Origin of the sequence: Leclercia sp. LSNIH8 (assembly GCF_002920195.1) — a bacterium.
Classification (GTDB): Bacteria; Pseudomonadota; Gammaproteobacteria; order Enterobacterales; family Enterobacteriaceae; genus Enterobacter.
The window spans coordinates 740,701-767,292 of sequence record NZ_PQJY01000001.1 but is presented as its reverse complement, the minus strand read 5'-3'; the positions used below and the strand labels follow the sequence as shown (position 1 = coordinate 767,292).

21 protein-coding genes, 2 tRNA genes and 2 pseudogenes are annotated in these 26,592 nt (G+C 54.6%); 9 read left to right on the top strand and 16 right to left on the bottom strand.

All coding sequences use genetic code 11. From position 1 onward, the window contains the following. Positions 1-159: 159 nt before the first annotated feature. From C3406_RS03715 to C3406_RS03705, 3 genes are all read right to left on the bottom strand, one after another. A complete protein-coding gene (locus C3406_RS03715; protein ID WP_103823630.1) occupies positions 160-2,091 on the bottom strand; it encodes a putative bifunctional diguanylate cyclase/phosphodiesterase in 1,932 nt (643 codons plus the stop codon). Between the two features lie 17 nt (positions 2,092-2,108). Beyond that, the gene (locus C3406_RS03710) at positions 2,109-2,603 is read right to left on the bottom strand and encodes a putative pterin-binding protein (RefSeq protein ID WP_103823629.1); all 495 of its coding nucleotides are present in this window, start codon (positions 2,601-2,603) and stop codon (positions 2,109-2,111) included. A gap of 327 nt (positions 2,604-2,930) precedes the next feature. Beyond that, a complete protein-coding gene (locus C3406_RS03705; protein ID WP_103823628.1) occupies positions 2,931-3,791 on the bottom strand; it encodes a DMT family transporter in 861 nt (286 codons plus the stop codon). Between the two features lie 214 nt (positions 3,792-4,005). Here C3406_RS03705 and C3406_RS03700 point away from each other — a divergent pair, with 214 nt between their 5' ends. From C3406_RS03700 to C3406_RS03685, 4 genes are all read left to right on the top strand, one after another. Beyond that, entirely contained in the window at positions 4,006-4,800 is a 795-nt protein-coding gene (locus C3406_RS03700; protein WP_103823627.1) for an SDR family NAD(P)-dependent oxidoreductase, read from the top strand. A gap of 124 nt (positions 4,801-4,924) precedes the next feature. Further along, the gene (locus C3406_RS03695; RefSeq protein WP_103823626.1) at positions 4,925-5,491 is read left to right on the top strand and encodes an NTP transferase domain-containing protein; all 567 of its coding nucleotides are present in this window, start codon (positions 4,925-4,927) and stop codon (positions 5,489-5,491) included. Positions 5,492-5,583: 92 nt separating this feature from the next. Beyond that, positions 5,584-5,820, top strand: a complete 237-nt coding sequence (locus tag C3406_RS03690; RefSeq protein WP_103823625.1) for a DUF1272 domain-containing protein — start codon at positions 5,584-5,586, stop codon at positions 5,818-5,820. Between the two features lie 26 nt (positions 5,821-5,846). Further along, positions 5,847-7,217, top strand: coding sequence for a M24 family metallopeptidase (locus C3406_RS03685; RefSeq protein ID WP_103823624.1), 1,371 nt, complete (start codon positions 5,847-5,849; stop codon positions 7,215-7,217). Between the two features lie 67 nt (positions 7,218-7,284). Here C3406_RS03685 and ampC read toward each other — a convergent pair whose 3' ends face one another. The 6 genes and pseudogenes from ampC to C3406_RS25920 all read right to left on the bottom strand — a co-directional run bounded on the left by ampC (position 7,285) and on the right by C3406_RS25920 (position 14,077). Further along, on the bottom strand, positions 7,285-8,427 hold the full coding sequence (gene ampC / locus C3406_RS03680; RefSeq protein WP_103823623.1) for a CMY2/MIR/ACT/EC family class C beta-lactamase: 1,143 nt from the start codon (positions 8,425-8,427) through the stop codon (positions 7,285-7,287). A gap of 97 nt (positions 8,428-8,524) precedes the next feature. Further along, complete coding sequence (locus C3406_RS03675; RefSeq protein WP_103823622.1) at positions 8,525-9,589, bottom strand: fimbrial protein; 1,065 nt, start codon at positions 9,587-9,589, stop codon at positions 8,525-8,527. Positions 9,590-9,600: 11 nt separating this feature from the next. After that, positions 9,601-12,029, bottom strand: a pseudogene (locus tag C3406_RS03670) (fimbria/pilus outer membrane usher protein). 78 nt (positions 12,030-12,107) lie between these two features. Continuing rightward, the gene (locus C3406_RS03665) at positions 12,108-12,770 is read right to left on the bottom strand and encodes a fimbrial biogenesis chaperone (RefSeq protein WP_103823621.1); all 663 of its coding nucleotides are present in this window, start codon (positions 12,768-12,770) and stop codon (positions 12,108-12,110) included. Positions 12,771-12,831: 61 nt separating this feature from the next. Continuing rightward, positions 12,832-13,392: a fimbrial protein gene (locus C3406_RS03660; protein ID WP_103823620.1), complete on the bottom strand. Its 561-nt coding sequence runs from the start codon at positions 13,390-13,392 to the stop codon at positions 12,832-12,834. Positions 13,393-13,882: 490 nt separating this feature from the next. Then, positions 13,883-14,077: a hypothetical protein gene (locus C3406_RS25920; protein WP_103823326.1), complete on the bottom strand. Its 195-nt coding sequence runs from the start codon at positions 14,075-14,077 to the stop codon at positions 13,883-13,885. 175 nt (positions 14,078-14,252) lie between these two features. Between C3406_RS25920 and C3406_RS03655 the strand changes: the two genes are divergently transcribed. The 4 genes from C3406_RS03655 to C3406_RS03640 all read left to right on the top strand — a co-directional run bounded on the left by C3406_RS03655 (position 14,253) and on the right by C3406_RS03640 (position 19,267). Next, a complete protein-coding gene (locus C3406_RS03655) occupies positions 14,253-15,359 on the top strand; it encodes an NADH:flavin oxidoreductase/NADH oxidase (RefSeq protein WP_103823327.1) in 1,107 nt (368 codons plus the stop codon). A gap of 233 nt (positions 15,360-15,592) precedes the next feature. After that, positions 15,593-16,951, top strand: coding sequence for an MFS transporter (locus C3406_RS03650; protein WP_103823328.1), 1,359 nt, complete (start codon positions 15,593-15,595; stop codon positions 16,949-16,951). Positions 16,952-16,976: 25 nt separating this feature from the next. Then, positions 16,977-18,332, top strand: a complete 1,356-nt coding sequence (locus tag C3406_RS03645; protein WP_103823329.1) for an NAD(P)H-dependent oxidoreductase — start codon at positions 16,977-16,979, stop codon at positions 18,330-18,332. A 50-nt stretch (positions 18,333-18,382) separates the two neighbouring features. Beyond that, a complete protein-coding gene (locus tag C3406_RS03640) occupies positions 18,383-19,267 on the top strand; it encodes an NAD(P)-dependent oxidoreductase (RefSeq protein WP_103823330.1) in 885 nt (294 codons plus the stop codon). Here C3406_RS03640 and C3406_RS03635 read toward each other — a convergent pair. Both C3406_RS03635 and C3406_RS03630 read right to left on the bottom strand, forming a co-directional pair. After that, a complete protein-coding gene (locus C3406_RS03635) occupies positions 19,260-20,264 on the bottom strand; it encodes a LacI family DNA-binding transcriptional regulator (protein ID WP_158250560.1) in 1,005 nt (334 codons plus the stop codon). The two genes, C3406_RS03640 and C3406_RS03635, sit on opposite strands and share 8 nt — an antisense overlap. Positions 20,265-20,483: 219 nt before the next feature. Beyond that, positions 20,484-20,571, bottom strand: a tRNA-Ser gene (locus C3406_RS03630). 208 nt (positions 20,572-20,779) lie between these two features. Between C3406_RS03630 and C3406_RS03625 the strand changes: the two genes are divergently transcribed. Continuing rightward, on the top strand, positions 20,780-21,637 hold the full coding sequence (locus tag C3406_RS03625; RefSeq protein ID WP_103823332.1) for an alpha/beta hydrolase family protein: 858 nt from the start codon (positions 20,780-20,782) through the stop codon (positions 21,635-21,637). Between the two features lie 63 nt (positions 21,638-21,700). Here C3406_RS03625 and C3406_RS03620 read toward each other — a convergent pair whose 3' ends face one another. The 5 genes and pseudogenes from C3406_RS03620 to C3406_RS03600 form a co-directional block, all read right to left on the bottom strand. Beyond that, the gene (locus C3406_RS03620; protein WP_103823333.1) at positions 21,701-23,797 is read right to left on the bottom strand and encodes a pyrroloquinoline quinone-dependent dehydrogenase; all 2,097 of its coding nucleotides are present in this window, start codon (positions 23,795-23,797) and stop codon (positions 21,701-21,703) included. Between the two features lie 12 nt (positions 23,798-23,809). Next, on the bottom strand, positions 23,810-24,175 hold the full coding sequence (locus C3406_RS03615) for a hypothetical protein (RefSeq protein ID WP_103823334.1): 366 nt from the start codon (positions 24,173-24,175) through the stop codon (positions 23,810-23,812). Between the two features lie 233 nt (positions 24,176-24,408). Continuing rightward, a pseudogene (locus C3406_RS03610) lies at positions 24,409-24,594 on the bottom strand (choline transporter); the annotation flags it as partial. A 110-nt stretch (positions 24,595-24,704) separates the two neighbouring features. Then, positions 24,705-24,792: transfer RNA gene (locus tag C3406_RS03605), tRNA-Ser, on the bottom strand. 145 nt (positions 24,793-24,937) lie between these two features. Next, positions 24,938-26,566: an ABC transporter substrate-binding protein gene (locus C3406_RS03600; protein WP_103823336.1), complete on the bottom strand. Its 1,629-nt coding sequence runs from the start codon at positions 26,564-26,566 to the stop codon at positions 24,938-24,940. Between the last annotated feature and the right edge of the window lie 26 nt (positions 26,567-26,592).

Here is a 26,592-nt window from a genome sequence, read left to right as displayed (position 1 = left end):
TAAAATGCGCTCACTATTACTCTTCTTTTTAGGCGTACCTATTCCAATCATTATCCTGATTGCACTGTTCTTCCATTAATGGCTTTTTAAAACATAAATGCCCTGACGGGCATTTATGTTTTTTTCTTTTTTCACCACGCCTTCATTCAGCCACGCGATTTATCCGTTGCGGATCCTGCCATCGATTCCCGGCTGCGGTTTACCAAACAGATAGCCCTGGGCGAGATCGCAGCCCAGCGCCTGAAGACTTTCCAGCTGTTCCTGCGTTTCGACCCCTTCTGCAACCGCCTTCATATTAAGAGACTTCGCCATACCGGTGATCAGTTTGATGATGGTCAGGGCGTCGTCCTGGTCAGATATCGAATGCACAAAGGATTTATCGATTTTAATTTTATCGAAGGCGAGCTTACTCAACCGCGAAAGGGAAGAATATCCCGTACCAAAATCATCAATGGAGATTTGCACGCCACGGGCTCTGAGCATGTTGAGAGTATTGAGCGGAGTATCGTTATCGGTAAAGAGAGAGGATTCCGTCACCTCCAGCTCCAGACGATTGGCCGAAAGCCCTGTCTCCTCCAGAATGGAGAGCACGATGCCGGCAAAGGCTTTGCTGCTGAGCTGGATAGGCGAAACATTCACGGAGATTTTTGCCGGAACCGCCCAGGTCGCCGCTTCCCGGCAGGCGATTTCAAGCACCGACCTTCCCAGTTCGTTAATCATGCCTGTTTTTTCAGCAACGGGAATAAAGCTATCGGGCGACAGAAGGCCCTTTAATGGATGCACCCAGCGAACCAGGGCTTCATAGCTGTAAATTTCCCGGCTGAACGAATCGACAATGGGCTGATAATAAACCACGAATTCTTTATTCGCTAAGGCCATCGCCAGATCGTGCTCAAGGGTTCTGCTCTCCTGCAGCTTTTGTAACATGATCGGCCGGAAGACTTTTATCTGACCGGGGCCCTCTTTTTTGGCTTCATACAGGGCCAGATCGGCAAATTTATAGAGAAAGTCGGAGCGGCGCTCCGTGTCTGAGATAACAATCCCGACACAGGTGGCGATATTAATGATGGTGTTATAAATAGTGTACGGCTGGTTGATGGAAGCACATATTTTCCGCGCGCGTGAAACGGCGCTGCTCTCTGTCAAACCGCTTGAGAGAAAGGCAAACTCATCCCCGCCTAAGCGATAAAGCGTATCGGATGTCAGGCTCATGGCAATCAGGCGTTCGGAGATCTGGCGCAGCAACATATCGCCAACATCATGACCATAAGTATCATTGATCTCCTTGAAACGATCTAAATCAAAGAGCATTACCGTTACAGAATCATTATTTTTTTCTGCCACCTGAATGATTTTCTTTATATTTCCCCAGAAAAACTGACGGTTATTCATTCCTGTCAGCGAGTCATGGTAAACATCATATTCCAGTTGCGTATTCTGGATTTGCAGCTTTTCCTTAGATTTTTGCAGCTCTTCAGCAAGGCTTTTGACCTGAAGATGCGCCGTCAGAATATTTCTGTTCTGGAAGAATATGAGTACCCCAAGAATGCCGCTCAAAATGATGAGCAGTAAAGAAGCGGCTGAATAAATATAATATAATGTCTGTATTTTAAGATTAGCTTTATTGATCGAGTTAATATCATTATCTAATGCACTGGATGACAGGCGGCTTAAAGGGGCATCAAGCAGGTGCATTTGAATCAGGTATGTCTGGAGCTCTGAACGATCCATTTTCTCAAGATTAGCGTCCAGTTCTTTGAGAATATTTTCTATATTTACCGCCAGTTCATGATGCGCTTTATTGCTGGCGATATAGCGCCCCAGATCGCCCTCTTTCATTAAACCGCTCTGGCTGAGCATAATGTCAAGACGCAGGCGTACGTCGTCTATCGTCAATGCGTCAATACCGTTGGCGTAAAGACCAAGCGTTGATTCAAATCGATAAAATTCTGATACCAGCTGAGCTGCAGACCATGAGTCCGTATAGTGCGTCAGTTTTTGTAGCTCTTGTTGCCTCTCGTGCACAAGAAAAGAGATATATCCCGTAGAGATAAATAGGAAAAAAATGATGCCCGCCAGTATCCTGTTCATGTTGCGCTTCTGAACTCCTACTCAATATTCATTTTGCTGACCTGCCATGCCGATCGTGAATAATAAATTTGATTATTCAGCTCGTGCAGGCTGTCATAGGGATACACAATGAATAGCGGGCCTTTGTCACGGATACGCATGTATTCACCGTTGACTTTCAAGGCAAGGATAACGTTGTATTTTTTGAAATCACTAAGCGGGATAACGGTGGTGTAGTCATTGAGCGCAATGACCTTAGCAACGGTGCCTTTTGCTCCAACGTAATCCATGATCTTTTGCAGCGGCACACCCGTAAAGGTTGTACGTCCATTATACCAGGGCGAAGTGGTCTGAAAACTGACCATCCCGAGTTTCTCAAGGCTGGCGACATCGAAAACGGCTTTACCCTCTTCGTTTGTATTTTGAATATTACCGGACAGGGTTAAAAGCGCTTTACCGGCAGGTTTGGGCAGTTCACCCGCCCAGGCATGGGTGGCAACCACAACGCTTAACAACATGACAATAAACCGCATACTAACCTCACCTATCTGCCGGATATGAAAGAATTATAATTTAGTTAACGTGCTATTAATATATGCTCCCTGCCTATTATTGCAGCAACAAAATCATTTATACAATAAATCATTAAAATCAATAAGTTAAATTTTTACTTCTTTTAAAAATGATTAAGTAAAGTCTGTACATTTATTTCAGTTAGGGCAAATTTTATTGAATCTGTACAAAAAATAATCTACCCACTTATATAATGCAATTAAACACACAAAAATATAAAGGTTTAAATTTTATCACTGCTTAGTGAAAGCCAGATGAGGGCGGGAGAATCATTACCTCCTGCCCGTTCATAAACCGTTTTTTTCCGGCTGTTGCCGCTTCTTGTTATCGGCGGCGATAACCATTGCTATTCCGGCCAGCACCGCCAGCGTGCAAAGCAACATCCGCAGATCCGGTACCTCGCCAAGAAATAACACACCCCCTGCCGCCGCAATACACGGAACGCTCAGCTGCAGCGTGCTGGCGGTTGCTGAAGAGAGCGTGCCAACCAGGGCATACCAGAGCACGTAGGCAACGCCAGATGCCAGCCCGCCGGAAAGCAGGGCCAGGATGATGCCGCTGGCGTCAATATGGACTGGCGCCTGTCGTATCAGGCTTACAACGAGAATAACCGGCAGGCTCAGGATGAAATTTCCGTTCGTCGTTCCCGCCGCAGCCTGGATATTTTTGCCGCGCAGCGAATAGGCTCCCCACGCGAGGCCAGAGGCCACCATCGTAATGGCCGCCGCTAGCGGAGGCGCCGTCGCGCCAGGAAGCAGTAAGGTAATAATGCCCCCTACGGCAATGACGATCCCGCAGGCCTTATAGCCGCTCAGTTTCTCGCCTTTTACCACGCTCCAGCCGATCATACAGACCTGGACTGCGCCAAACAGCAGCAATGCGCCTGTCGCCGTATTGAGCTGGACGTACGCCAGCGAGAAAAAGAGAACATAGGCGCACAGCAGCAGGGCGTCGATGATTTTCCAGCGTATCTCTTTCAGCCTTCCCCGCGCCAGATGCCAGACAAACAGCACTGCCGCTCCCCCCAGCAATCTCAGCATGCTGAAGGTTTCAGGATCGGCATGGCCGTTCTTCAGGGCGATGCGGCAAAGAATGGAGTTCGCTGCAAATGCAGTTAAGACAAAGAGAACCAGCAACAGCTTTTTCATACCCTTCCTGAGAGAGACCGTTCCGGACCGACGGTGGGATCGTGAGTTTGTCTATTCACTTTACTGTAAAACCGCGCTTTTGCGGACGGTCATCTCCACCGCCCAACGCAGAGATTAAAAAATTCCGGCGACATGGTTGCATAATAAAACCAAATGGCGCACAGTTTATTTAGTTTCATATTAAAACCACCTTTCCCCTTCAAGAGGTACGACAATGACTACGCAACGTTCAACGGCTTTGATTACAGGTGCATCTTCCGGGATTGGCGCGGTCTACGCCGATCGTCTCGCCGCTCGCGGTTACGATCTGGTGCTGGTGGCCCGCCGGGAGGCGCGTCTGCTGGCGCTGGCGGAACAGCTCAGGCAGCGCTATGGCGTGAAGGTCACCACCCTGACGGCGGATCTTACCGATGAAAGCGGGATCCGCGCCGTGGAAGAGATGTTGCGCAACAACACCGCTATCGACACGCTGATCAACAATGCCGGTACTGCGCAAATGGCACCGTTCCTCGCGGGGGATGTGGCGCAGCATCAGGCGATCAACATGCTCAACACCACCGCGCTGATGCGCCTCACTTATGCCCTGCTGCCGCGTCTGGCGCAAAACAACCGCGGTACTTTGATTAATATCGCCTCGGTACTGTCGATCCATGCCCGGGCGGGCAGCGCGCTGTACAGCGCCACCAAAGCCTGGGTGCTGAATTTTACGCGCGGATTACAGGAGGAGTTTGCTGACAGCCAGGTGCGTATCCAGGCGGTACTGCCCGCAGCCACGGCCACGGAGATCTGGGAGCTGTCCGGCATCAGCGCCGACGCTCTGCCCGCCGGGTCGGTGATGACCACCGACAATATGGTGGATGCGGCGCTGGCGGGGCTCGATCAGGGCGAGCTGATCACCATCCCGCCGATGCACGATCAAGCCCTGTGGACGCGCTACGAAGAGGCGCGCCTGGCGCTGTTTGCCAGCGCCCGCACCGGCGAACCCGCCCCCCGCTACCTGACACGCTAAAAATTGCGCGAATTGCCCCCTGCTTCAGGGGGCTTTTTAACAGGCGACGGTCAGCGCGTTAAATCCCGAAATTTGCGGTATATTTTCCCTTTAACTTCTCTCACGTTGATAAAGGGATAAGACAATGCCGGTCGACTGTATTATTACTGCCGCAGGACTCTCCTCCCGCATGGAAACGTGGAAAGTGATGTTACCCTGGCGCGAGGGGACCCTTCTGGATGCCAGTATCAACAACGCTCTGCAGTTTTGCTCCCGCATTATTCTCGTCACCGGTTTTCGCGCCCAGGAGCTACAGGCGCGATATCAGCACCGGGAAAATGTCACCCTGGTTCATAATCCCGATTATGAAAACGGACTGGTCAGTTCGGTGATAACCGGTGCCCGGGCGGTGAGCACGGATTATTGTTTTATTACCCCTGGCGATCTGCCCTGCCTGGACGGGGAGATTTACCGCCAACTGTGGGCATTACGCACCGGGGGGGCGATCTTGCCGCACTATCACGGTACGCCCGGCCACCCTGTTTTGATTGATCGCGCCAGCCTGCAACAGGCGATCTCCCGTCCGGCTATCCGCAGCATGCGTCAGGCCCTGATGCAGGGTAAACACCAATGCGTGGCCCTCGATCGCCCGGAAATTATTGTTGATATCGATACCCCTGACGATTTCAGAAGCGTGCAACAGGGGAGTTAACGCTCCCCGCGTCACGTTATTATTATGCTGTCGCGGCTTTTTTTACTCTCTGGCATAGTAAAAAAAGGCCCCCACCCAACAGGATAAGAACCATGCTTGAACTCCGCCCGAACTGCGAATGGTGCGATCGTGACCTGCCTCCTGATGATCTGGACGCACGGATCTGCTCCTTTGAGTGCACTTTCTGCGCGACCTGTGCCGACACCCACCTTCACCATCGCTGCCCTAACTGCCAGGGGGAGCTGGTGCGCCGCCCGGTGCGTCCGGCAAATAAGCTGGTAAACGCGCCGGCCTCCACCGTGCGGGTTCATGCGCAAAAAAGCGCCTGAACCGCCTTCTGACGACGAGGGAAATCATGATCCAGCTGCAGACCATTCCTGCGCCACGTACCTTCACCGATGTGGCTCCGGTGTTGCTTACCGATGCCACCCTGCTTGAGCGCAAAAATAAAGTGCTGGCCCGCATCAACGAGGCGGGCTATGACGCCCTGGTGATCTATGCCGACAAAGAACACGGCAGCAACTTTGAGTACCTGACCGGGTTTGTGCCGCGTTTTGAGGAGGGTCTGCTGATTCTGGAAAAGAGCGGCGCGGCGACGGCGATCCTCGGCAATGAAAATCTGAAGATGGCCCGCCATTCCCGCATTCCGGTTACCCTCAGACACTGCCCGTTTTTCTCGCTGCCCAACCAGCCGATGGATAATGAAACCTCGCTGCAGTCGCTGTTTCGCGAAGCGGGTCTGCATGCGCATGGCCGAATCGGACTGGTGGGCTGGAAGATGTTTACCGCAGCCGGGGCGGATAACAGGCAGCTTTTCGATCTGCCTTATTTTATCGTCGAAGCGCTGAAAAACAGCACCGATGCGACGCTTGAGAACGCCACACACCTGTTTATCGGCGGCGATAACGGCGCCCGCATCACCAACAACGAGAACGAAATCGCGCATTATGAATATGGCGCAAACCTGGCCTCGACCTGCATCCTGAACGCCATGAACGCAGTGGAGCCAGGGATGCGCGAAACCGAGCTGGGGGCGCGGCTGGCGGCAGAGGGGCAGTATCAGACGGTGGTGACCATTGCCGCCGCCGGACAGCGTTTTGAGAAGGCAAATTTCTACCCCACCTATAAAAAGCTGGAGCGCGGGCAGCCGCTGTCGATGACCACCGGCTTTAAGGGTGGGCTGTCCAGCCGGACCGGGTTTGTGATTGCTGACGAGAGCGAGCTGCCGGACGGCCAGAAAGATTATCTGGATCGGGTGGCGAAACCCTATTTTGCCGCCGTCGCCAGCTGGCTTGAGCAGATTAAAATCGGCATGCCGGGCGGCGAGCTGTATGCCCATATCGAACAGGTGCTCAATAAAGCGCAGTATGGCTGGCATCTTAATCCCGGGCACCTTAGCGCCGACGAGGAGTGGATGTCCTCTCCCATCTACCCGGGCTCTGCCGAGACGTTAAAAAGCGGCATGATCCTGCAACTCGATATCATCCCCTCGGTTCCTGGTTATACCGGCGTGAGCGCCGAGGAGAGCGTCGCCCTGGCGGACCAGGCCTTGCAGGAGAAAATTGAGGCGGCGTACCCGGAGCTGTGGGCGCGGATTACCAGCCGCCGGGCGTACATTCGCGAGGTGTTAAACATCAATCTGGCGGATGAGGTGATCCCGCTCTCGAATACCGTGGGTTATCTTCGTCCATTCCTGCTGGCGAAGGAGATGGCGTTTACCTGTTGAAGTTTGTTGATGCTCCGCTATTGGCCCGGCAAGCGTAGCGCTGCCGGGCCTTTGAGGGCAATCAACCTTACTGCAATGCTGCAAGAATGCGGTACGCTGCCTTGACCCGCTCGCTGTTGGGGTAACTTTTATTCGCCAGCATCACAATGCCGAGGTTCTTCTCAGGGATAAAGGCGATGTAGCTGCCGAATCCGCCGGTCGAGCCGGTTTTGTGTACCCATGAGGCCTGCACCGGCGGCTGTGGAGGCGCGATAGCGGTGGCATCGCGGGCGGCCAGGGCATATTTATTATCGGCCCCCTGCTCCAGCGTCCGGGAGGAGACCGGCCAGTTGAGCATCTCCCAGCCCAGCCCCTGGTACATATCCCCCACCTGCCAGTAGCGTGACTGGGCAATCTCCACCCCTTTTTTCAGCGATGCGTCTTTAATGCTGTCCGGTTGCAGGTTGGCCTGTAACCAGCCTGCCATATCCACGATGGAGGTTTTTACCCCGTAGGCTTCGGCATCAAGCATCCCTGGCGAGACGTGCACCGCCTTACCGTCCCGGTAGCCCCAGGCATAGTTCGCCTGTTCGCTTGCCGGTACGGTCACCCAGGTGTGGCTCAGCTTCAACGGCTCCAGCACCCGGCGGGTGAGCGCCTGCTCGAAACTCATCTTTGAGGGCTTGACCGCCAGGGCGCCGAACAGGCCAATACTGGCGTTGGCGTAAAGGCGTTTAGTTCCCGGCGACCACGCTGGCTGCCAGGTCTGATAGTACGTTTGCAGCGCTGCGGCATCGGTCACGCTCTCCGGCACCTGGAGTGGGAGTCCCCCTGCGGTGTAGGTCGCCAGATGGAGGAGGCTGATGCCCTGCCACTGCTTGCCTGACAGCGCGGGCCAGTACTTGCTGGCCGGATCGTTGAGAGCAATCTCCCCGCGCGCCACCGCATCGCCGCCGAGCACCCCGGTAAAGGTTTTGCTCACCGAGCCAAGCTCAAACAGAGTTTGTCGGGTGACGGGCTTTTTCCCGGCGACATCCGCTAGCCCTTGCGTGAAGAAATAGGTCTGGCCCTTGTAGATGACCGCAACGGCCATGCCCGGGATCGACTGGTCGTTCATCAGCGCGGTAAGCGTAGGTTTCACCGCCTCCGCGACCTGCGCCTCCTCCGGGGAAGTGGCAAAAGCAGAACCGGACAGGCAAACGAGGAGCGTACAGAGCAGGGATTTTTTCATCGTTATGATCTTTAGCGAAAAGTGAGAGCGCTATTTTGCAGGCCTGACGGGAAGATGTAAAACGGGCACCCGTGAACCGATGCCCGTTCGCAGAAGTCTAGTTATACTCCAGCGCAAAGGTGGCAGTGGTGTTTGCCCACCCCGCCGTCACGGTCGGGTCGGTCTGTACCAGCTGGGCAACAAAGTGGAAAGGCTGGGCGCTGGCCGCATTTGTCGCGGTCACCTGTCCCAGACCCGGCAGGTTTCCGGCCTCGTTGATGTGCAGGGCGGTGCCCGCGACCGGTGCACTGGCGCCATTATTGCCGTAGCTCAGCCTGACCCCCACGCCGCTGGCGCTCGACGGCGACGGGGTAATGGCCAGCGTATCGGTGACGCCGGTGGCGGCTGGGGTGCCGAAAAAGCCAATTTTGATCTGCGCCGGCTGCGAACAATAGACCGGAATGGTCAATGTCTTCGCCGTCCCCGCCGTCTGCCCCACTCCTTTAAAATCGGCGCGGTTAACCTTGCCTAAATCGACAAAAATGGCCGGGGTGGTGACATTACAACTGCCCACCGCGCCGATATCCACGTTCATCGCCGTCAGGTCGGCGCTGATGGGCGTGCCGGTTGTGCCTGAGCCGGGAATATCGACATAGAGTTTACCGACCGCCCCCAACGGCGAGGCGTTGGTGTGGTTGCCGCTGACCAGGCTGACGTTGCCGGTTTTAAAGAAGGTGATAAACGCCTTCACCACGATATGTTCCTGGTGCAGCAGCGCGGGGTTCTCGCTGCTGTTACAGACCTCCGTCTCATGCATACCGGAGCCATCCAGGTAGTGGATCGGCCCGCCGTTACACTGAAAGCCCAGGGCATAGCCGATACCCGGAATGGCCGACTCAAACACCATTCGGCCATTGATGAAGGTCTCATTCCCGGTGCGCTCCTGTTCATATTTCACCGCTATCGCCCCGGCCTGCCGGGCCTCCTGATCGCAGCTAAAACGAAACCCGCTGCCGCTGTCGGCCATGATGCTGGTCATCTGGGTGTTGTTACGCAGCGAAGGCAGGTATTTGATGTTCTGAACGTTAATCGTCATCTGGCCGGTATCGCCATTGCAGGCAGCCGCCCATACGCCAGGGCTGAACAGCCCGGCGACCGTCAGAAGTAAACAGACTAACCGCATGGTTAATATCCTCATTGTGATAAACAGGCTGCATCAATACGCTTCACCGTATCCGGCTGGTCGGCGGCGATGTGGAAAGGCAGCGTGCAGCGGTGGTCCTCCCCTTTGTCATTCCAGTTCACCTCCAGGGTGCCGGTATCCTGAATACCGCTCAGGTAGACCGTTCCGCCGTCGGCCACCATGCCGGTGGCGGCGTTGCGATCGCCAGCCAGCTGGGCGCTGGCGCCAAACGGCACTGGCCCCGACTGGTCATGCAGGGTAAACAGCACGCGATGGCCGATATGGGTCCGGAAGTTTGCCTCGACCACCGCCCCACCGCCGGGGATCACGGTCGCGCCGAACTGTTCGACGTCGGTGTCGCTGGTCATCGATTCGGTATCAAGGGTAATGACGTTTTTGTGCCAGGCCATCAGCGCAGGCACCACCGCGTAACCCCGCCAGTCGGTATGAACGTTGCTGCCGTTCTGAACAGCCACGTTGACCGCTCCCGGCGCACGCACGATGGCAAAGCTGTCGCCCAGACTCTGCCCCAATGTGATGCCATGCGGATGCGCGACGATGGAGCCCGACGCCCCCCAGGTGAGCTGGCTGCTGTCGCGATCGTGCCGATAACCCAGCTGCGCCTGGCCATAGCCGCCGTGGTAGTCGAGGGATGCGCCGCTGTTACTCCCCTGCCCCTGGCTGGCGTAGCCCTGTTGCACGGCGTAGTAGAGATTCGGGCTCTTCGGCACCGAGCCATACATCGACACCTGGTGCGAGGTATAGCCGCGATTATCCGACGAGGTGGTGTAGCTCACCGAACTGCTGGCAAGCGACCCTCCCAGCGGAATGGTGATATTGAAGGACCAGAGCGATCGGGATTATTGTGTCCGCTGGACTGGGTGTAGTAGTAGCCCAGCCCCCAGGAGATCCCTTTCCAGGCGCTGTAAAAACCGGCATGGAGCGTTTTGTCGCTGCTCTGGTTATGCCAGTAATCCTGAACGTAAGCGGAAAATGACAGGTTACCCATCTCGCCGAGGGTCTGGCTGATGGCAACCTCTTCCCGGGTGCGTTTGTTATCCACCAGCCCGTAACGTTTCTCCAGCCTCATCGCCTCACTGAAGTCGTAAAACCCGCTGGAGGAGTAGCGGTAGCTGGCGAGGCTGAACGAGGTGCCCACCCGGGCAAAACTTTTCTGATACTGCGCCCGCAGGGAGTGGCCGCGGTAGCGCTTGCCGGAGGGAGTGGTGGTACCCGCCAGCGTCACGTCGGTGCCAAGCGAGCCCAGCTCCCCTAAGCTATGCCCCACCCCGAGGGCCAGCGCGTGATAATCGTCGGCCAGTTGCGTGCCACCAAAAAGGGTAAAGGCTGCCGGTAAACCGTAAAACAGCGTGCTCTGGATAAACGCCGGGGTGCGGCTCTCATCCTTGCCTGCGTGAAAGCCCCCGGCGCTGAGGCTGTATTTTACCCGCTCCTCCCGCAGCATAAACGGCACCGACGAGAACGGCTGGGTAAAGGTGCGCTCCGAACCGTCGCTCTCCTTCACGTTGACCTCCAGGTCGCCGCTCTGCGCGGTCGGGTAGAGATCCTTAATAGCAAACGCCCCCGGCGAGACGTAGGTTTCGTAGATTACGTAGCCATGCTGGGAGATGGTCACTTTGGCGTTACTGTGGGCCACGCCGCGGATCACCGGAGCAAAACCGCGCTGGCTGTCCGGGAGCATCTCTTCATTTGACTTCAGCTGGACGCCGCGAAACTGCACGCTGTCAAACACCTCCCCGCTGGTGTAGGTATCCCCAATCCGCAGCTGGCTTTTCAGCGGGGCGACGTCCCGTTGCAGGTATGTACTGAGCGACTGCCAGCGCCGGGTGGAGTCATACTGCATGGATGAGGTATTGCGCAACCGCCATGGCCCGAGGTTCACCCCGCTGTGCAGGTTGAGAAAGGTGGAGCGACCGTTATGGGTGGATTGCCCGGTTTGCGCGCCGGAGAGCGTGTAGTCGACAAACGCCGCCGATATTCCCTCATCCCAGCGTGCGGGATCAATATCCCCCTCGCGCTGAACGTTCATTGCCGCCTGGGGAATACTCAGGTTCAGCCGCTGGGTCGGGAAGTCGAACCGGCTGCTGGCGTCGGGGATGTACTGGTCGATACGGGTGAAGGTCTCCCCGTCGTGCAGACGTTCAAATGAGGAGAACGCGCTAACGTTGACGCCATATTCCGCCAGCTGGGCCGCCGTCAGCACCGGTGCGAGGGTGCCATCCTCCTCCACGAAGGTAATGTTGCCTTCGCTGACCTGCTGGTCATTGACCCAGATGGTGACCGGCCACGTGCCGGGCTGCTGCCCGCCCGCGGTGGCAAAATAGTGCAGATCGGCAGTTTTTTGCTGCGGTGAGCTCAGCTCCAGCGCCGCCGGATCGAAGTAATCTTCTGCCCGCACCACCCCGGGCCTCGAGAGCATCAACAGCGCAGTGGGGAGCGTTGCCAGCAGTAACGCACCGTCGCGGCGTGAAGTGTTCGTTTTCACCCTCGCCCCCGGTTACTGTTGCGCGGCGTCAGTGATACCGCCAGAGTCGTTAATGGCGCGCCACGTCACCTGCCCGGTGCCGACACCCGTCCACGTCTGGCTGCTCTGAGGCGCGATCATGCCCGGTTCGGGGATCGCTTTGCCGCCAACCGTCAGGCTGTAGAGGGAGACATAAAACGGCGTCGGGTTATGGGCCACCAGCCGATTACCCTCCCGGGTAAAGGTCAGCTTCTGCCAGGCGTCTTTGGCCTCGCCCAGCCCTTTTGGCCGCCAGAAGAGCTTGAACTTCGATTTCACGTTGATCTGGAGCTTGTTGGACGCCGCTTTTTGCGTTGGGGCGATGTTTTTCACGCACAGCCAGTAAACTGACTCCCGGTCTGTGGGTAATGCGCCCCCGGTAAAGCTTATCCGCAGGACGTTCTCCTGCTCAGGATCGAGGCGAAAGAGCGGCGGCGTAACCACAAAAGGCACCGGGCGTTTATCGTCTGCGGCCTGGTTTTCCACCCACGACTGCACCAGATAGGGAACGCGGGTATCCATGTTCGTCACCGTAATGGTGGCTTCGCGTTTTCCTTCCTCATAGATCACGCGAGTTCCGCCCATCACTACCCCGGCCTGCGCGGTGGCGCAGACCAGAAGAAAAGCGGTCATCACAGCGGCAAAAAGCTGTTTCATCGTGCAGGTACCATTGGACAAAAAAGAGAATGAACAGGCGCAGGGCCTGCTCATGCGGGGATCAGTTGTAAACCATCAGGAAGTTTGCAACGCCATTAGCCGCACCCGGGGTAACGGTCTTCTCTGTAGAGACGTAGTCGGCGGAAAAGGGCACCGTGGCTTTACCGGAGGCTACCGGAACGCTCGCTGAAACCGTCCCCAGGGCAACCTGAGAGCTGGATGCGCCATTGTTATACAATTTGATACCCACACCTTTCGCCCCACCGGCCACCGCCAGCAGGGTGGCATCAAGGGCATCTTTTTGACCATCGAACAGCACGGCAACCGTCGTCACCGACGCCGGACAGTTATCTACCTCAATTTTGAAAGGGGTTTTGGTCGTTTCGGTGCCCGCTGCGGTGAAATAGCTTACGCCCCATTTCCCCAGGTCCACCTGCACGTCTTTGCTTTTGGTGGTGATATTGCAGGAGGCGTCGACGATTTCACCGCTGAACTCCACAATCCCGCCGGTGTTTTGCGTACCCGCGGCAGCACCCGGATTCGTGGTCATATTATTGGAAAATGCGGCACCAGAGGCCAGCGTGCCCGCCAGAATTGCAGCTACGCGAAATTGATTCTTCATTATTACGCTCAACTTTACTTGTTATTCATGATGACGTTGACCGATGCCCTCCGGTCCTAAAACTCATCCCTTCTGCGTTTCCCTTTAAATTAAAATGCCTCTCCCGGCTAACCAGAGAGCATTATTTCCCTGATTAATCGCCCTTTATTTAAAATAAAATGCGTTTAATCCACCTACGCGCATAAAAATGATATTTCCCGTATACCTAAAAAACAACCGGGTATCTGATGCGAAAACTAGCCGCACCGGCAATGTTGACATGTCAACATTGACATCATTGATTAATCTTAATATTTTTGTATTTCCTTGCACTGCAATGGTGAGAAATGGCTACATAAAAATAACATTCAGCCCTATAAATTGGCTATCTTTGCAATTATACCCAAAAGGAAAACTAGCAGTGAAATTAATATTAAGATAAATCTCATAACGAGCTAATAAACAAAAAACCGAATATTAATGTTTACATTAAAATACCAATACAGACAACTTAAGTGTTATTACCAATACCCTGAGCAGGGTTTAAAATAAAGCCCGCTTCATGTTTTACTGCCATTATCTGGCGCAACGATAAAGCCGCCCATGTCACGGTGCGCATCGTGTCCCCCGCCACATACTCACGGCACACCTCACCCGCAGGAACAGCAAAAAAGTGAAAGTGTTTGTCGATTTTCTGATGGCGCATCTTTCAGCAACGTCGCAAAGTGAATAGCGTAATCATTAAAGCGTTGCGTCTGACGCAACGGACTTTTGCATAAACGGCAGGTTCAGTTATCGTTATCTCTGCGTTATGTTGATGAATATATAAGGGTAAAAATCGCCCTCCCCTGTTTCTAACGCTGCAATCTGGAGTGACATGTATGTCTCAACCCAAGCTGTTTACACCGTTACGTATCCGCAATCTTGAACTCGACAATCGCATCGTGATCGCCCCCATGTGTCAGTATTCTGCCGAAGAGGGCTGCATGAATGACTGGCATACCCTTCACCTGGGGCAACTGGCCCTCTCCGGCGCGGGTCTGCTCACCATTGAGGCGGCAGCCGTCTCCCCGGAAGGCCGCATTACCTACGCTGACGTCGGGCTCTATGATGACAAAACCGAGGAAGCGATGGGCCGGGTGCTGGACACCCTGCGTAAGTGGTCCGATATTCCTGTTGGCATCCAGCTGGCCCACGCGGGCAGAAAAGCGTCAACGCACAAGCCGTGGGATCATCGGGGACAGCAAATTCCACCCGACCAGCAAGGGGGCTGGCAGACGTTAGCCCCTTCCGCAGTGCCTTACAACGAGGGCTATGTCCCGCCAACCGCTCTCGACAGCGAGGGCTTAGCCGAAATCCGCAACCAGTTCGCTGAGGCCGCAAAACGTGCGGCCAGACTGAATATCGATCTGATCCAGATCCACGCCGCCCACGGCTATCTGCTTCATCAGTTTTTATCGCCGCTCTCTAATCAGCGCACGGATAATTACGGCGGTTCGCTGGAAAACAGAGCCCGGTTCCCACTGGAAATTGTCGACGCGGTGCGGAAAGCCTTCCCGGCGGAGAGAGCCATCAGCGTACGTATCTCCGGGACGGACTGGGTGGAAGGCGGATTCAACCTTGAAGAAGCGGTTGAGTTCTCCAGAATGCTGGAAGCGCGCGGCGTTGACGTGATCCACGTCTCCAGCGGCGGTCTGCATCCGGATCAGAAGATTGAGGTCTATCCTGGCTATCAGGTGCCGCTGGCAAGGGCGGTGAAAGCTGCGGTAAATATTCCGGTGGTGGCGGTGGGATTAATCACCGAGCCCGAGCATGCGGAATCTATCGTAGCCAGCGGGGATGCAGATTTTATTGCCATCGCCCGCGGCGCGCTCTATAACCCACGCTGGCCTTGGCATGCGGCAGCGGCGCTGGGCGCCCAGGTCCATGCGCCGGAACAGTATCTGCGTTGCCAGCCGCATACCCTGAAGAACCTGTTTAAGTCCTGATGTTTCGGATACCCGTGGCATCACGGGTATCCTTCCCCGCCTAAAAGCAGGATCATTTACAACTCGTTAACCTAGTCACAATTTCTTAACTTTCCCCGCGCTTCTCTTGACTGTTCCTGTATCAGTCGTAAAACTCTTGAAAAAGTAAAACGTTTTACTTTTTTCTAAAAACTGTCGCGGTATTCATGCTTTTTCCGTGATTTTCAGTGGGTTAAACGCTACTGGGATACATCATGAAACACGTAGAAGAGTTCGATAGTACGCTGGCCGGTGTGGGTGTTACGCCTGAGCCAGGCCAAACAGAAATTTCATCGCTGGCAAGGGGGGCGATAAAAAAAGCCAAATTTCGGCTGATGCCCCTGATACTGCTGATGTATCTGCTTGCGTTTATAGATCGCTCAAATATCGGCATGGCCGCGTTAACCATGAATCAATCCCTGGGGTTAACGCCTGAACATTTTGGGTTTGCTGTGGGGATATTTTCCTTCGGTTATATCCTGTTTGAAATTCCCAGCAATGTGCTGCTGGAACGATACGGTGCACGCTTCTGGTTAGCCCGAATCATGATCACATGGGGCATTATTTCCATGGCGATGGCGTTTGCACAAGGCGTGGTGACGCTAAGTATCCTGCGCTTTTTACTGGGCGTGGCCGAGGCGGGACTGGCGCCAGGTATTGTTTTCTATCTGACAACCTGGTTTCCCAAAAAGGAGCTGGCTAAGGTCTTCTCCATTTACTATTTAGGGGTTCCGCTGGCTGCTATTATCGCCAATCCGATCTCGGGTTATATTCTCGACAATTTCCATAATGTTGGGGGGCTGGAGAGTTGGCAGTGGCTATTTTTAATTGAAGGCTGCCCGCCCGTCATCTTATCCGTTGTGGTTTTTCTGTATCTTACCGATAAACCGTCTAAAGCGTCCTGGCTTAAACCCGAAGAGCGTCAGGCTTACCAGGACCTGATGGAAAAAGACCAGGAGGCGACCTTGTCCGCCGGGCACTCCGGTTTCAGGGAAATGATCAAAGACCGACGGGTCTGGCTGCTGGGGATGGCCTATTTCTTTACCGTCATTGGTCTCACAGGCCTCGGTTTCTGGATGCCGCAGTTCATCAAGCGCTTCGATTACTCTGATACTGTTGTCGGCATGCTGGGCACGATTCCCTATATCGCAGGCGCGGTGGTGATGTGTTGGTGGTCGAATCACTCTGATAAAACCAATGAGCGAACCTGGCATTTTATTCTTCCATCGCTGCTCTTTTCTGTCGGATTTGTGGTCGCCGCTATCAGCGACTCACCCGTGATATCCATGGTGGGGTTAACACTTTCGACGGTGGGTATGCTGTCATGCGTGCCGACGTTTTATACCCTTCCAGCATCCTTTCTTACCAGCCGAGGCTGTGCCGGTGGCATGGCACTGATTAACTCAATTGGCAATATTGGTGGGTTCTTCGGACCCTTCCTGGTTGGCCTCGTTATCTCGATTTCCGGTAAATCACAGAGCGGTCTCTATCTGTTAGCTGTCCTGGTTTTGTTCTCGCCGTTGCTGATTTATCTCATGAGCAGAAATCGCCGTCAGATTGCTGGCTGGCGTTAATCCATCCCCCTTAAAGGAGTAGAAAATGAACTTAGCAGCATTGTTAGCTGAGCGTGCCTGTGCCGCAAAATCGGGTTCAGCACAGCCTGTTCGTGTGGGCATTATCGGCGCCGGCAAATTTGGTTCGATGGTACTTGCCCAACTGCGGCACCTGGAAGGACTGCATGTGGTGGCCGTTGCAGACCTGGATGTCCAGAAAGCCCGTGCTGCCCTGGCGCGTGTGGGATGGCCAGAATCGCAGTATCAGGCGCATAACATCGAAGCAGCTTTACGCGAAGGCACAACCTGCGTCGTTGAGGATGCAGAACAGCTGATCCGGTGTGAGCAAATCCACTGCATAGTTGAAGCGACGGGACATCCTCTGGCCGGCACTCGTCATGCTCTCCATGCGGTCGAAAATGGAAAACACGTGGTGATGGTAAATGTGGAAGCCGACGTGTTGTGCGGGCCTTTGATAGCGGAACGTGCGCGCCAGAACGGGGTGATTTACAGCATGGCTTATGGTGATCAACCGGCGATCATTTGTGAACTGGTTGACTGGGCTAAAGCCTGTGGCTTTGAAATCGTTGCCGCAGGTAAAGGGATGAATTACGAACCGCGATACCGCTACTCCACACCGGATACCGTCTGGGGGTTCTTTGGCTGGTCTGACGAAGAAGTTGCTGCCGGGGACTTTAACCCAAAAATGTACAACTCGTTTACCGATGGTACCAAAGCGGCCATTGAGATGGCGGCTGTCGCCAACGCAACCGGATTAGACTGTCCCGATAACGGACTGGAATTTCCCCCAACCGGGGTGCATGACCTGGCGCGGGTCTTCTCTCCGGCATCTGATGGCGGGCGCCTGGGCCGCAGTGGGCTTGTGGATATCGCAGCCAGTCAGGAGCCTGACGGACGTGAGGTGCTTAACAATATCCGCTACGGCGTTTTCGTGACATTTAAAGCCCGGGATGAATACAGCCGGGCCTGTTTCAAACAGTACGGATTACTGACCGACCCAAGCGGCTGGTACGCATCGATGTGGCGCCCTTTCCATCTGATTGGTCTGGAAACCAGCATCAGTATTCTCTCCGCGGTATTACGAGGAGAAGCTACCGGGACAGCATTAAGTTTCCGGGGCGATGCGGTTGCAACGGCAAAACGCGATCTCAAAGCGGGTGAGATGCTGGATGGTGAAGGCGGGTTTACTGTCTGGGCCAACGCCTTGCCAGCCAGCATCAGTGTGGCACAAGATTTCTTGCCAATGGGGCTGGCCCATCATGTCCGACTGGTGAAGGATGTCGCAAAAGATAAGGCGATTCGTTTCTCCGATGTTCATTTTGACAACAATCTGGATATCGTCGAATTGCGCAAGCAAATGGTCAATCTTGCGGGATTATAAACAGGGTGATACCCGCAACGGCTACTGTTGCGGGTATATCAGGAGGACAAATGAAAAGCGAAATGCGTATTGGCTTGTTGGGTACGGGGTTGATGGGACAACCTGTGGCGCGTCGACTTGTCGCTGCCGGATATCCGGTCACGGTATGGAACAGGTCGCAAGAAAAAGCGCTACAACTGGCAAGCGCTGGCGTAAAGATCGAACAATCTGCTTCGCAGTTACTGGCAGACAGTGAGCTCATCATCTGTTTGTTAAGCGATGCCACGGCGTGCGATGAGGTGATATTCAATCACGACGCACTTCAGTACATTGGTCCAGAGACAATCATCCTCATGATGAGTACCCTGTCGCCGGACATTGTGGTTGAGCAAGCACGTAAGGCCCATAGTGTTCAGGCTCATTATGTCGATCTCCCTGTTTCCGGCGGAACAACAGGCGCGGAGAAAGGGTCATTATCCTTAATGGCGGGAGGAGACAGGCAGCTCATTGATAGCATTCGTCCTTTGCTATCACACCTGGGGAAAGTCACGCATGTCGGAGAAGTTGGAGCCGGTCAGCTCACCAAACTTGCAAACCAGATTATTGTCGCCGGAACCTTAAGTTTATTGTCGGAAGCTTTTACTCTCGCGCAACGCGGCGGCGCCAATCCAGAAAAAGTGCGCGAAGCCCTACTCGGCGGGTTTGCAGATTCCAAATTATTGCAACACCAGGGCGAACGCATGGTTAAAGGGGATTTTAAAGCTCGGGGCGCTGCAAAGTGGCAGCTTAAAGATACGCGCAGTGCGGTGGCACTGGCAAAGCAGCTTAATTTGACCCTACCGTTAACAGAAACAGTGAATCAACTCTTCAGCCAGATGATTGATGCCGGAGAGGGTGACCTGGATCATTGCGCCATTATTAAGCAAATTCAGCGTTTAAATAAGGTGGCTATTTAATTCTGGAAACACTTTCTCTTTTAACTAATATGCTATCCAGTTCGCAGGGTTTTTGCTGTTCACCGGATAAACTCAACAGTGCTTTACTGGCCAGTTCTTCAAGGGGATGTTTTATAACGCTGATGGACGGGCTCAGCAGGCGACTCCAGTGACTGTCATGATAAACGATGACGGAAAGGTCATCGGGCACAGCCAATTTTAGCTCGCGGATCCGCGACATGATGACCGGTGCGATTGACGTATTGCCAATAATGATTGCTGTCGGTGGTTCTGCAAGCGACAGCAATTCATCAAGCGACTGGCTGGCGAGCGGATCGCGAAAATTCTTTACTGCGATAAGCTGTTTATTGCATTCAATTCCCTGCGCCTGCAGACCTTTCTTGTAACCTTCCAGTCTTTGCAAAGAAGTGGATGTATTGATGGGCCCACTTATCCACCCAATACGCCGATGGCCTTGCTCGACCAGATAAGTGGTCGCCTGGCGAGCAGAGGTTTCATTGTTAAACCCAATAACACTGGCGCCTGTAAAATCCTCCAGATAGCGATCGATAAATACGATCGCTATCCCCATGTTGCTGATCGATTGCCACATATCCTTATTAGCGCTTGTCGGCGTTGCGATGATGGCTTTGACCCGCTTTTGCATCAACATTTCCAGGCTTTCTCGCTCAAGCAAGGGATCTTCCTGCGTCGTGACCAGGATGACGTTCATCGCCATTTCGCGAGCGCGCCGTACAATGAGATCCGAAATTTCAGAGAAAAAGTCATTACTGATGTCGGCCACAACCAAGCCGAGGGTATTGTTCAGGTTTGTCTTGAGTTCACGCGCGGCGCTCTGCGGGGTGTAATTTAGGGTTTGCATGGCAGCGATAATCCGCTGCCGGGTACGTTCGGAAACTGAACCGGTTCCGGGATTCAATACACGGGAGACAACACCGATTGATACTTCGGCTAAAGCAGCGACATCTTTGATGGTGCTTTTCTTTTTATCATTCAATGTAGCACTTAGCCTCATGTCCGCAGAGTAGATAATTTTATGTTAGATCAATCATGTTTCGATGAAAATGATGTTAGCGGCAAAATCACGTATCGATAAAATTTATGACAGCGCTTACCTTCAACCAGGGAAATAAGTTGCGCAGGAGACGTCAACTTTTGCTGAAAAAGCACAAAAGCAAAAAACCCTGCGATATTGCTATCGCAGGGTTTTTAAATTTGGCGGAAGCGTAGAGATTCGAACTCTAGAACCCTTTCGGGTCGCCGGTTTTCAAGACCGGTGCCTTCAACCGCTCGGCCACGCTTCCAGAGTGAGGCGCACTATAAACATCTCTGGAGGTTATGTAAAGCAAAAAATGCAGGAAATTGAATGTGTTCGCCTTTTGTACAACCCCGCGCACATCATCTTCTGCTGACGACCGTCAAATTCCGGACAAGAAAAAATCGCCAGACTCATCAGAAGCAGTTATTGTCTTTTATTCATAACTGGTATGACCACTCAACCAAGGTTTACCTATGCATTCGATAATAATCCCGACAAATGAAGGCGACTCTCTCGCTGCCACGCTTTGGGAGAGAGAAGATGCCCGTGCGCTGGTTATCCTTCACCCCGCGACAGCGGTTGTACAGGAATTTTATCAGCGTTTCGCTGAGTATCTTTACGAGTATGGATTCAGTGTCCTGACGTATGACTATCGGGGGGTAGGTCGCTCTAAATCAGTCATGCTCCGCAGCTGTAACGTCTCCATGTCAGACTGGATGGAGCAGGATGTGGGTTGCATCACGGCCTGGGCCAGGTCACGTTTCCCCGATCTTAGCCTGCTGGCGGTTGGGCACAGCGTGGGTGGGCACGCCGTTCTGCTGTCGACGGCTACCCGGCATCTTCAGGCTGCGGCCATTGTGGCATCCCACGCCGGGGTGACCCGTTCTATAAAACAGACGGCGGAAAAAGTGCGCGTCTGGTGCTTGCTGCGCGTTCTCGGTCCGCTCCTCTGCCGTATATTTGGTTATATGCCGGCAAAACGCCTCGGGTTGGGAGAAGATTTACCGGCGCCTGTCATGCTGCAATGGGGGCGCTGGAGCGCCATGCCGGGTTACTTCTACGACGATCCTGACTGGGATGCGCGTCGAAGAGCGGCTGAGGTCAGGCTCCCTCTGATGGTTATGGGGTTTGATGACGATCCGTGGGCTAATCCTGAGGCCATTACGCGCCTGATAGAGCCGGTCAAAAACGCAATAATTGACCGCCGGGAGATCCGTCATGCGGATTTTGGCCTGCCCGGCGTGGGGCATATGGGTTTTTTCCGCACGCGCTGTGCGGAAACATTATGGCCCATTGTCGGGCAATGGTTGATGAGTCAGTGTCCGTATTGAGTGAGCAGTGAATATAAAAAGGGGCCCGCAGGCCCCATTATGATGACATTGCGCGACGAGGAATTATTCAGGCAGGGCGTAAACCACAACCTGGTCGCCTACCTGATCCTTCAGGATCGTATTCCCGCCCGCGACAAACGCCACATACTGACGCCCTTTGTACTCATAGACCGACGGGTTCGCCACAGCCGGGGCTTCAACCTGATCGGACCATAGCTCTTCACCGCTTTCCACGGAATAAGCGCGTACTTTGGCATCCATAGAGGCACCGATGAAGATCACCCCACCCGCGGTGATAGCCGGGCCGCCGATGGTTGGGGAGCCCCAGCTTTCCGGCATAAAGAAGCCGTACTGCTGCGAGGCGCCAACCGGACGACGCCACTTCACGTCACCCGTATGCATATCCAGCGCGACGATTTCACCAAACGGCGGTTTCCAGCACGGCATGCCCAGCCAGTTATTGGCGACCAGCAGACGCATGCCGTAAGGCGCGCCTTCCTGCGGTGCAAAGCCGCTCTCGTTACCGGCGGTTTTATCGGCTTTATCGTAATCTTCGCGGCTATAGAGCTTCACGTACTGCACAATATGCGAGGTGTTGACGATAGCGATCTGCTTATTCGGATCGAACGCCACCCCGCCCCACTGCACGCCACCGGCGCTGTCCGGGTAGGTCAGCGCCCCCTCGCCTTTGGCGGTAGGCGGTGTGTACATCCCCTCATAGGCCAGGTTATCCCACAGGCGGGAGCATTGACCGGCACCCACCATATCGGCCAGCTTCCAGATCTCCGGCTTTTTCGACTGATCGAGCAGCGGTGCAGGCTTGGTCGGGAACGGCTGGGTTGGCGAAAGTTTTTCCCCCTGCACCGAACCGTCGCCCTGCGGCACCGGACGCTCTTCGATAGGCCAGACGTCCTCCCCCGTCAGGCGGTTAACCACAAACAGGAAGCCCTGCTTGGTGGCCTGTACCAGGGCCGGGATCTGCTTGCCGTCTACGGTGATATCCATCAGCGTTGGCGCGGAGTTGATATCGTAATCCCACACGTCGTGATGCACCCACTGGCGGGACCAGACCACTTTACCGGTATTGATGTCCAGCGCGGTTGTCGAGGTGCCAAGCGGGATCGCGTCGACACGGTTACCGCCCCAGTAGTTAGGCGACGGAGAGGAAACCGGCAGATAAACCAGGCCGTTGGCCTCGTCGGCGGACATGTGCGTCCAGACGTTAGCCGTCCCGGTGCGCTGGCGAATCTCTTCCGGGATCGCCTCGAATGACCATTCCCGCTCGCCGGTCTGGGCATTGATAGAAAATACGGTGCCCGGAGGTGCTTCGGCGTAAGCCCAGTCTTTGCCGGCCCAGCCCACCAGCAGATGGTTACCCACCACCGTTGGCGGTTGCAGGATGGAGAGCGGGAATTTGGCGTTAACGGTGTTCCACTGATTCACATCCAGCACGCCGTTGTTCGCAAAGCCGGTGCAGGGTTTGCCTGAATCGGCATCCAGCGCAAAGAGCTTGCCGTCCACGGTGCCCATATAGACGATCTTCTGGCAGGCTTCGCCGGCGACTGGCTCTTTGGCCTGCCAGTAAGAGACGCCGCGGTTTTTCAGCACCGGCTGGGTTAGCGCTTTACGCGAAGACTTCGTGTCGTAGTGCCACTTCTCTTTCCCGGTGCCCGGATCCAGCGCAATCAGGCGATCGAAAGGGGTACCGATATAGAGCGTCTCGTTAGCAAAAATGGGCGTTGCTGACCAGACGGTTGCAGGGGTGTCGCCTTTACCATCCGACACATCGCCGGTATGGAACTCCCAGATTTTCGTCAATTTACCGACGTTCTCCGCCGTGATCTGGGTCAACGGGCTGTATTTCTGCGCGTTAAGCTGTCCGTGGAAGCTGTCCCAGGTGGCGGCAGAGGGCACCAGCGGGGTCGCTGGTTGCTCAGCCGAAGCCACTTTTTGTCCCTCGCTCTGCCCGGTAGAGGCTTCATCGGTGGTTTTGGTGGTTCCCGGCGCCTGTTGATCCGCTGCATCTACGTTGAGCTGTTCTTGCGTTCCCTGAGAGGCCTCAGTGGCTTTATCCTGCGCCTGCACAAAGAGTGGCGCGATCAGCAGCGCCAGCGCCGTCATGCTGACTTTCATGAAGGGGTAGTGTTTATCGTTATACACGGGTGGGACTCCTCAGGCTCTGACGCGGGTATTGTGGTGAACGGGCTTGCTGCTCAGCATAATCAGACCAATCAGGCCGACCACCATCGCTGCAGTAATGATGTACTGGTGCAGCAGCGCGGCGGCGAATCCAATACCAATGAGTACCACGAGGGTGACGATAATCAGAAAGATACGCGCCCCACGGCCAGATGCGGCACGTAACATCAAGGTCAGTACCGCCAGTACCGCGCTGGCAATGGCGACGCCCAACGCACCGATGGTATCGGTAACGCCGGTAAGGGGCGTCAGCCAGGCGTATAACGCCACCGCGACGCCAATGACCGCAGCCAGCAGCAGCAATATCGTGCCAGCGCGGGAGGATTGAGAATGTAACATACCAGGAACTCCCCCTATCAAAACAAAAATTAACCAATAATTCAGGCTCGTGGATTTATGCGGCTGCGACTTGCATGGGCAATAGCGAAAAACTCAGGCAGTAAGAAAAACAGCGGCATAGATCACTAAACGTAACTGAGTATAGAAGAAGGTTTTTAAAGGGGGCGTTCAAACACGGCATAGCCGCGTAGTTGGGCATAAAAAATGCCGCCTGAGGAGGCGGCATAGTGATGTTAACGAACCAGATGCAAGAAGTGGAGATGCTTTTCGTACTGGTCGAGAATATCGTTAATCAGCTGCTCCTGGTTCCAGCTCATCACGTCGTAATTCTGTCCCCCTTCTTTGAGGTAGACTTCCGCACGATAGTATCGGTGTTGCTCCGCCGGCTGTTCGTCGTTGTCTGTCGCCGCCAGGGCAAAGGTTAATTTGTCGGGATCGGATCTTTAGTTGACTGACATAACGTCATCGGGCAGGTAAAACGACAAAAGAAAAAGCCCCGCGATATTGCTATCGCAGGGCTTATCTAATCTGGCGGAAGCGCAGAGATTCGAACTCTGGAACCCTTTCGGGTCGCCGGTTTTCAAGACCGGTGCCTTCAACCGCTCGGCCACACTTCCAGAATGAGGCGAACTATAAACACCTCCTTGCGCCCTGTAAAGCGTGCCCGCGATCGTTCGCCTGAAAAATAGTCAAAATGCGTTTAATCGGTTGAATAGCCAACATCCTGACCATTTTATCAGCACAAAATCACGCACAGACCGCTCAATGTTTTTTGATATACATATCTTTGGTGAAGTAGTACCCCAGCTTATCCGGCGTAAATCCGCCCACCCACGGCTTCACCAGATGGGTACGCACGTAGTGATAGACCGGGATCGCCGGGACATCCCGCGCCAGCAGATCTTCTGCCTGCTGGTAAAATGCCCCGCGCTCGGCAGTGGTTTTCGCTTTCGCGGCATTGGCCAGCGCCTCGTCATAGGCGGCATTGCTGTACTGGCTGGTGTTCTGACTGTCACCGGTACGGAAGTTATTCAGGAAAGTCGCCGCATCGTCGAAATCGGCGATCCAGGCGTAGCGCACCGCGTCAAAATTGTGGGTGTGCATGGTGTCCAGCATCGTTTTCCACTCCTGGTTTTGCAGCTTCGCCTCCACACCGAGGTTTTTCTTCCACATCGAGCTGACGGCAATGGCAATCCGCTGGTGGGATTCCGAGGTGTTATACAGGAGGTTAAAGCTGAGCGGGTGACCGTCGTTAAAGCCAGCTTCGTTCAGCAGTTTTTTCGCTTCGGCAATGCGTTTATCCATCGGCCAGCTGGCGTAATCCGGATTTTTCAGTTTCACCCCGCCGATATCCGGCTGGCTAATCACCCACGCCGGACGCTGCCCCTGCCCCAGCACCTTCCCGGCAATAATCTCTTTATCCAGCGCCAGGTTCAGCGCCTTGCGTACGCGCGGATCGTTAAACGGCGGACGGGAGGTATTGAACTGGTAGTAGTAGGTTGCCAGCTGCGGCGAGACATCCACCTCTTTGCCCAGCGTTTTTTGCAGCTGCGCGAACTGATTGATAGGCAGCGTATAAGCGATATCGATTTCACCCGCCCTGTAGCGGTTCACGTCGGCGGCTTCGGAGGTGATGGGCAGATAAGTCACCTTGTTGATCACCGTATGGGCATTGTCCCAGTAGCGCGGGTTGCGCTCGGCGACAATCCGCTCGTTGACCACCCACTGCTTGAGGGTATAGGCCCCGCTGCCAACAAAGTGTTCCGGCCTGGACCATTTATCGCCGTAGCGACCAATCAGGACCTTATCCACCGGCACCAGCGACGGGTGCGCCAGCATGGCAAGAAATGCCGCGTTGGGCTGATCCAGCGTCACTTCCAGGGTGGTGTCGTTCAGCGCCTTCACCCCCAGGGTATCAGGGGCTTTTTTCCCTTCGGCGATATCGGCGGCGTTGACCATATGCATATTGCCGGGGAAGCTGGCATACGGCGAGACGGTTTTCGGGTCCACCAGCCGCTGCCAGCTCCAGACTACGTCCTGGGCAGTAATCGCTGTACCGTCGCTCCAGGTTATCCCCGGGCGGAGATGGAAGGTCCAGACGGTGTTGTCTTTGTTCTCCCATTTCTCGGCCAGCCGCGGCTGGATCTCACCCTGCGGCGAGACGCTCACCAGCCCATCGAATATATCGCTGATAATATTGAATTCGACATCGCTTTCGACTTTATGCGGATCGAGCGATGCCGGTTCATTGCCATTATTCCTGACCAGTTCCTGCTTCTCTGCCAGCTCTGTTCCTGCCGGTACACTGGCGGCGAACGCCGTTGTGCTTGCGCACAGGATGCCTGCCGTCAGTAAAGAGAGCGTAAATGTTGCTTGTGATGAGGGTTTCATGTCCTTCGCCTTATTGTTTCGTTTTG

Excerpts from the sequence above, each read along its gene's own strand:
- C3406_RS03625 (WP_103823332.1), top strand. The coding sequence starts at position 20,780 with ATGCATTCGATAATAATCCCGACAAATGAAGGCGACTCTCTCGCTGCC.
- C3406_RS03675 (WP_103823622.1), bottom strand. The coding sequence starts at position 9,589 with ATGCGGTTAGTCTGTTTACTTCTGACGGTCGCCGGGCTGTTCAGCCCT.
- C3406_RS03665 (WP_103823621.1), bottom strand. The coding sequence starts at position 12,770 with ATGAAACAGCTTTTTGCCGCTGTGATGACCGCTTTTCTTCTGGTCTGC.
- C3406_RS03660 (WP_103823620.1), bottom strand. The coding sequence starts at position 13,392 with ATGAAGAATCAATTTCGCGTAGCTGCAATTCTGGCGGGCACGCTGGCC.
- C3406_RS03640 (WP_103823330.1), top strand. The coding sequence starts at position 18,383 with ATGAAAAGCGAAATGCGTATTGGCTTGTTGGGTACGGGGTTGATGGGA.
- C3406_RS03690 (WP_103823625.1), top strand. The coding sequence starts at position 5,584 with ATGCTTGAACTCCGCCCGAACTGCGAATGGTGCGATCGTGACCTGCCT.
- C3406_RS03695 (WP_103823626.1), top strand. The coding sequence starts at position 4,925 with ATGCCGGTCGACTGTATTATTACTGCCGCAGGACTCTCCTCCCGCATG.
- C3406_RS03650 (WP_103823328.1), top strand. The coding sequence starts at position 15,593 with ATGAAACACGTAGAAGAGTTCGATAGTACGCTGGCCGGTGTGGGTGTT.
- C3406_RS03615 (WP_103823334.1), bottom strand. The coding sequence starts at position 24,175 with ATGTTACATTCTCAATCCTCCCGCGCTGGCACGATATTGCTGCTGCTG.
- C3406_RS03710 (WP_103823629.1), bottom strand. The coding sequence starts at position 2,603 with ATGCGGTTTATTGTCATGTTGTTAAGCGTTGTGGTTGCCACCCATGCC.
- C3406_RS03655 (WP_103823327.1), top strand. The coding sequence starts at position 14,253 with ATGTCTCAACCCAAGCTGTTTACACCGTTACGTATCCGCAATCTTGAA.
- C3406_RS03700 (WP_103823627.1), top strand. The coding sequence starts at position 4,006 with ATGACTACGCAACGTTCAACGGCTTTGATTACAGGTGCATCTTCCGGG.
- C3406_RS25920 (WP_103823326.1), bottom strand. The coding sequence starts at position 14,077 with ATGCGCCATCAGAAAATCGACAAACACTTTCACTTTTTTGCTGTTCCT.
- C3406_RS03705 (WP_103823628.1), bottom strand. The coding sequence starts at position 3,791 with ATGAAAAAGCTGTTGCTGGTTCTCTTTGTCTTAACTGCATTTGCAGCG.
- ampC (WP_103823623.1), bottom strand. The coding sequence starts at position 8,427 with ATGAAAAAATCCCTGCTCTGTACGCTCCTCGTTTGCCTGTCCGGTTCT.
- C3406_RS03645 (WP_103823329.1), top strand. The coding sequence starts at position 16,977 with ATGAACTTAGCAGCATTGTTAGCTGAGCGTGCCTGTGCCGCAAAATCG.
- C3406_RS03715 (WP_103823630.1), bottom strand. The coding sequence starts at position 2,091 with ATGAACAGGATACTGGCGGGCATCATTTTTTTCCTATTTATCTCTACG.
- C3406_RS03600 (WP_103823336.1), bottom strand. The coding sequence starts at position 26,566 with ATGAAACCCTCATCACAAGCAACATTTACGCTCTCTTTACTGACGGCA.
- C3406_RS03685 (WP_103823624.1), top strand. The coding sequence starts at position 5,847 with ATGATCCAGCTGCAGACCATTCCTGCGCCACGTACCTTCACCGATGTG.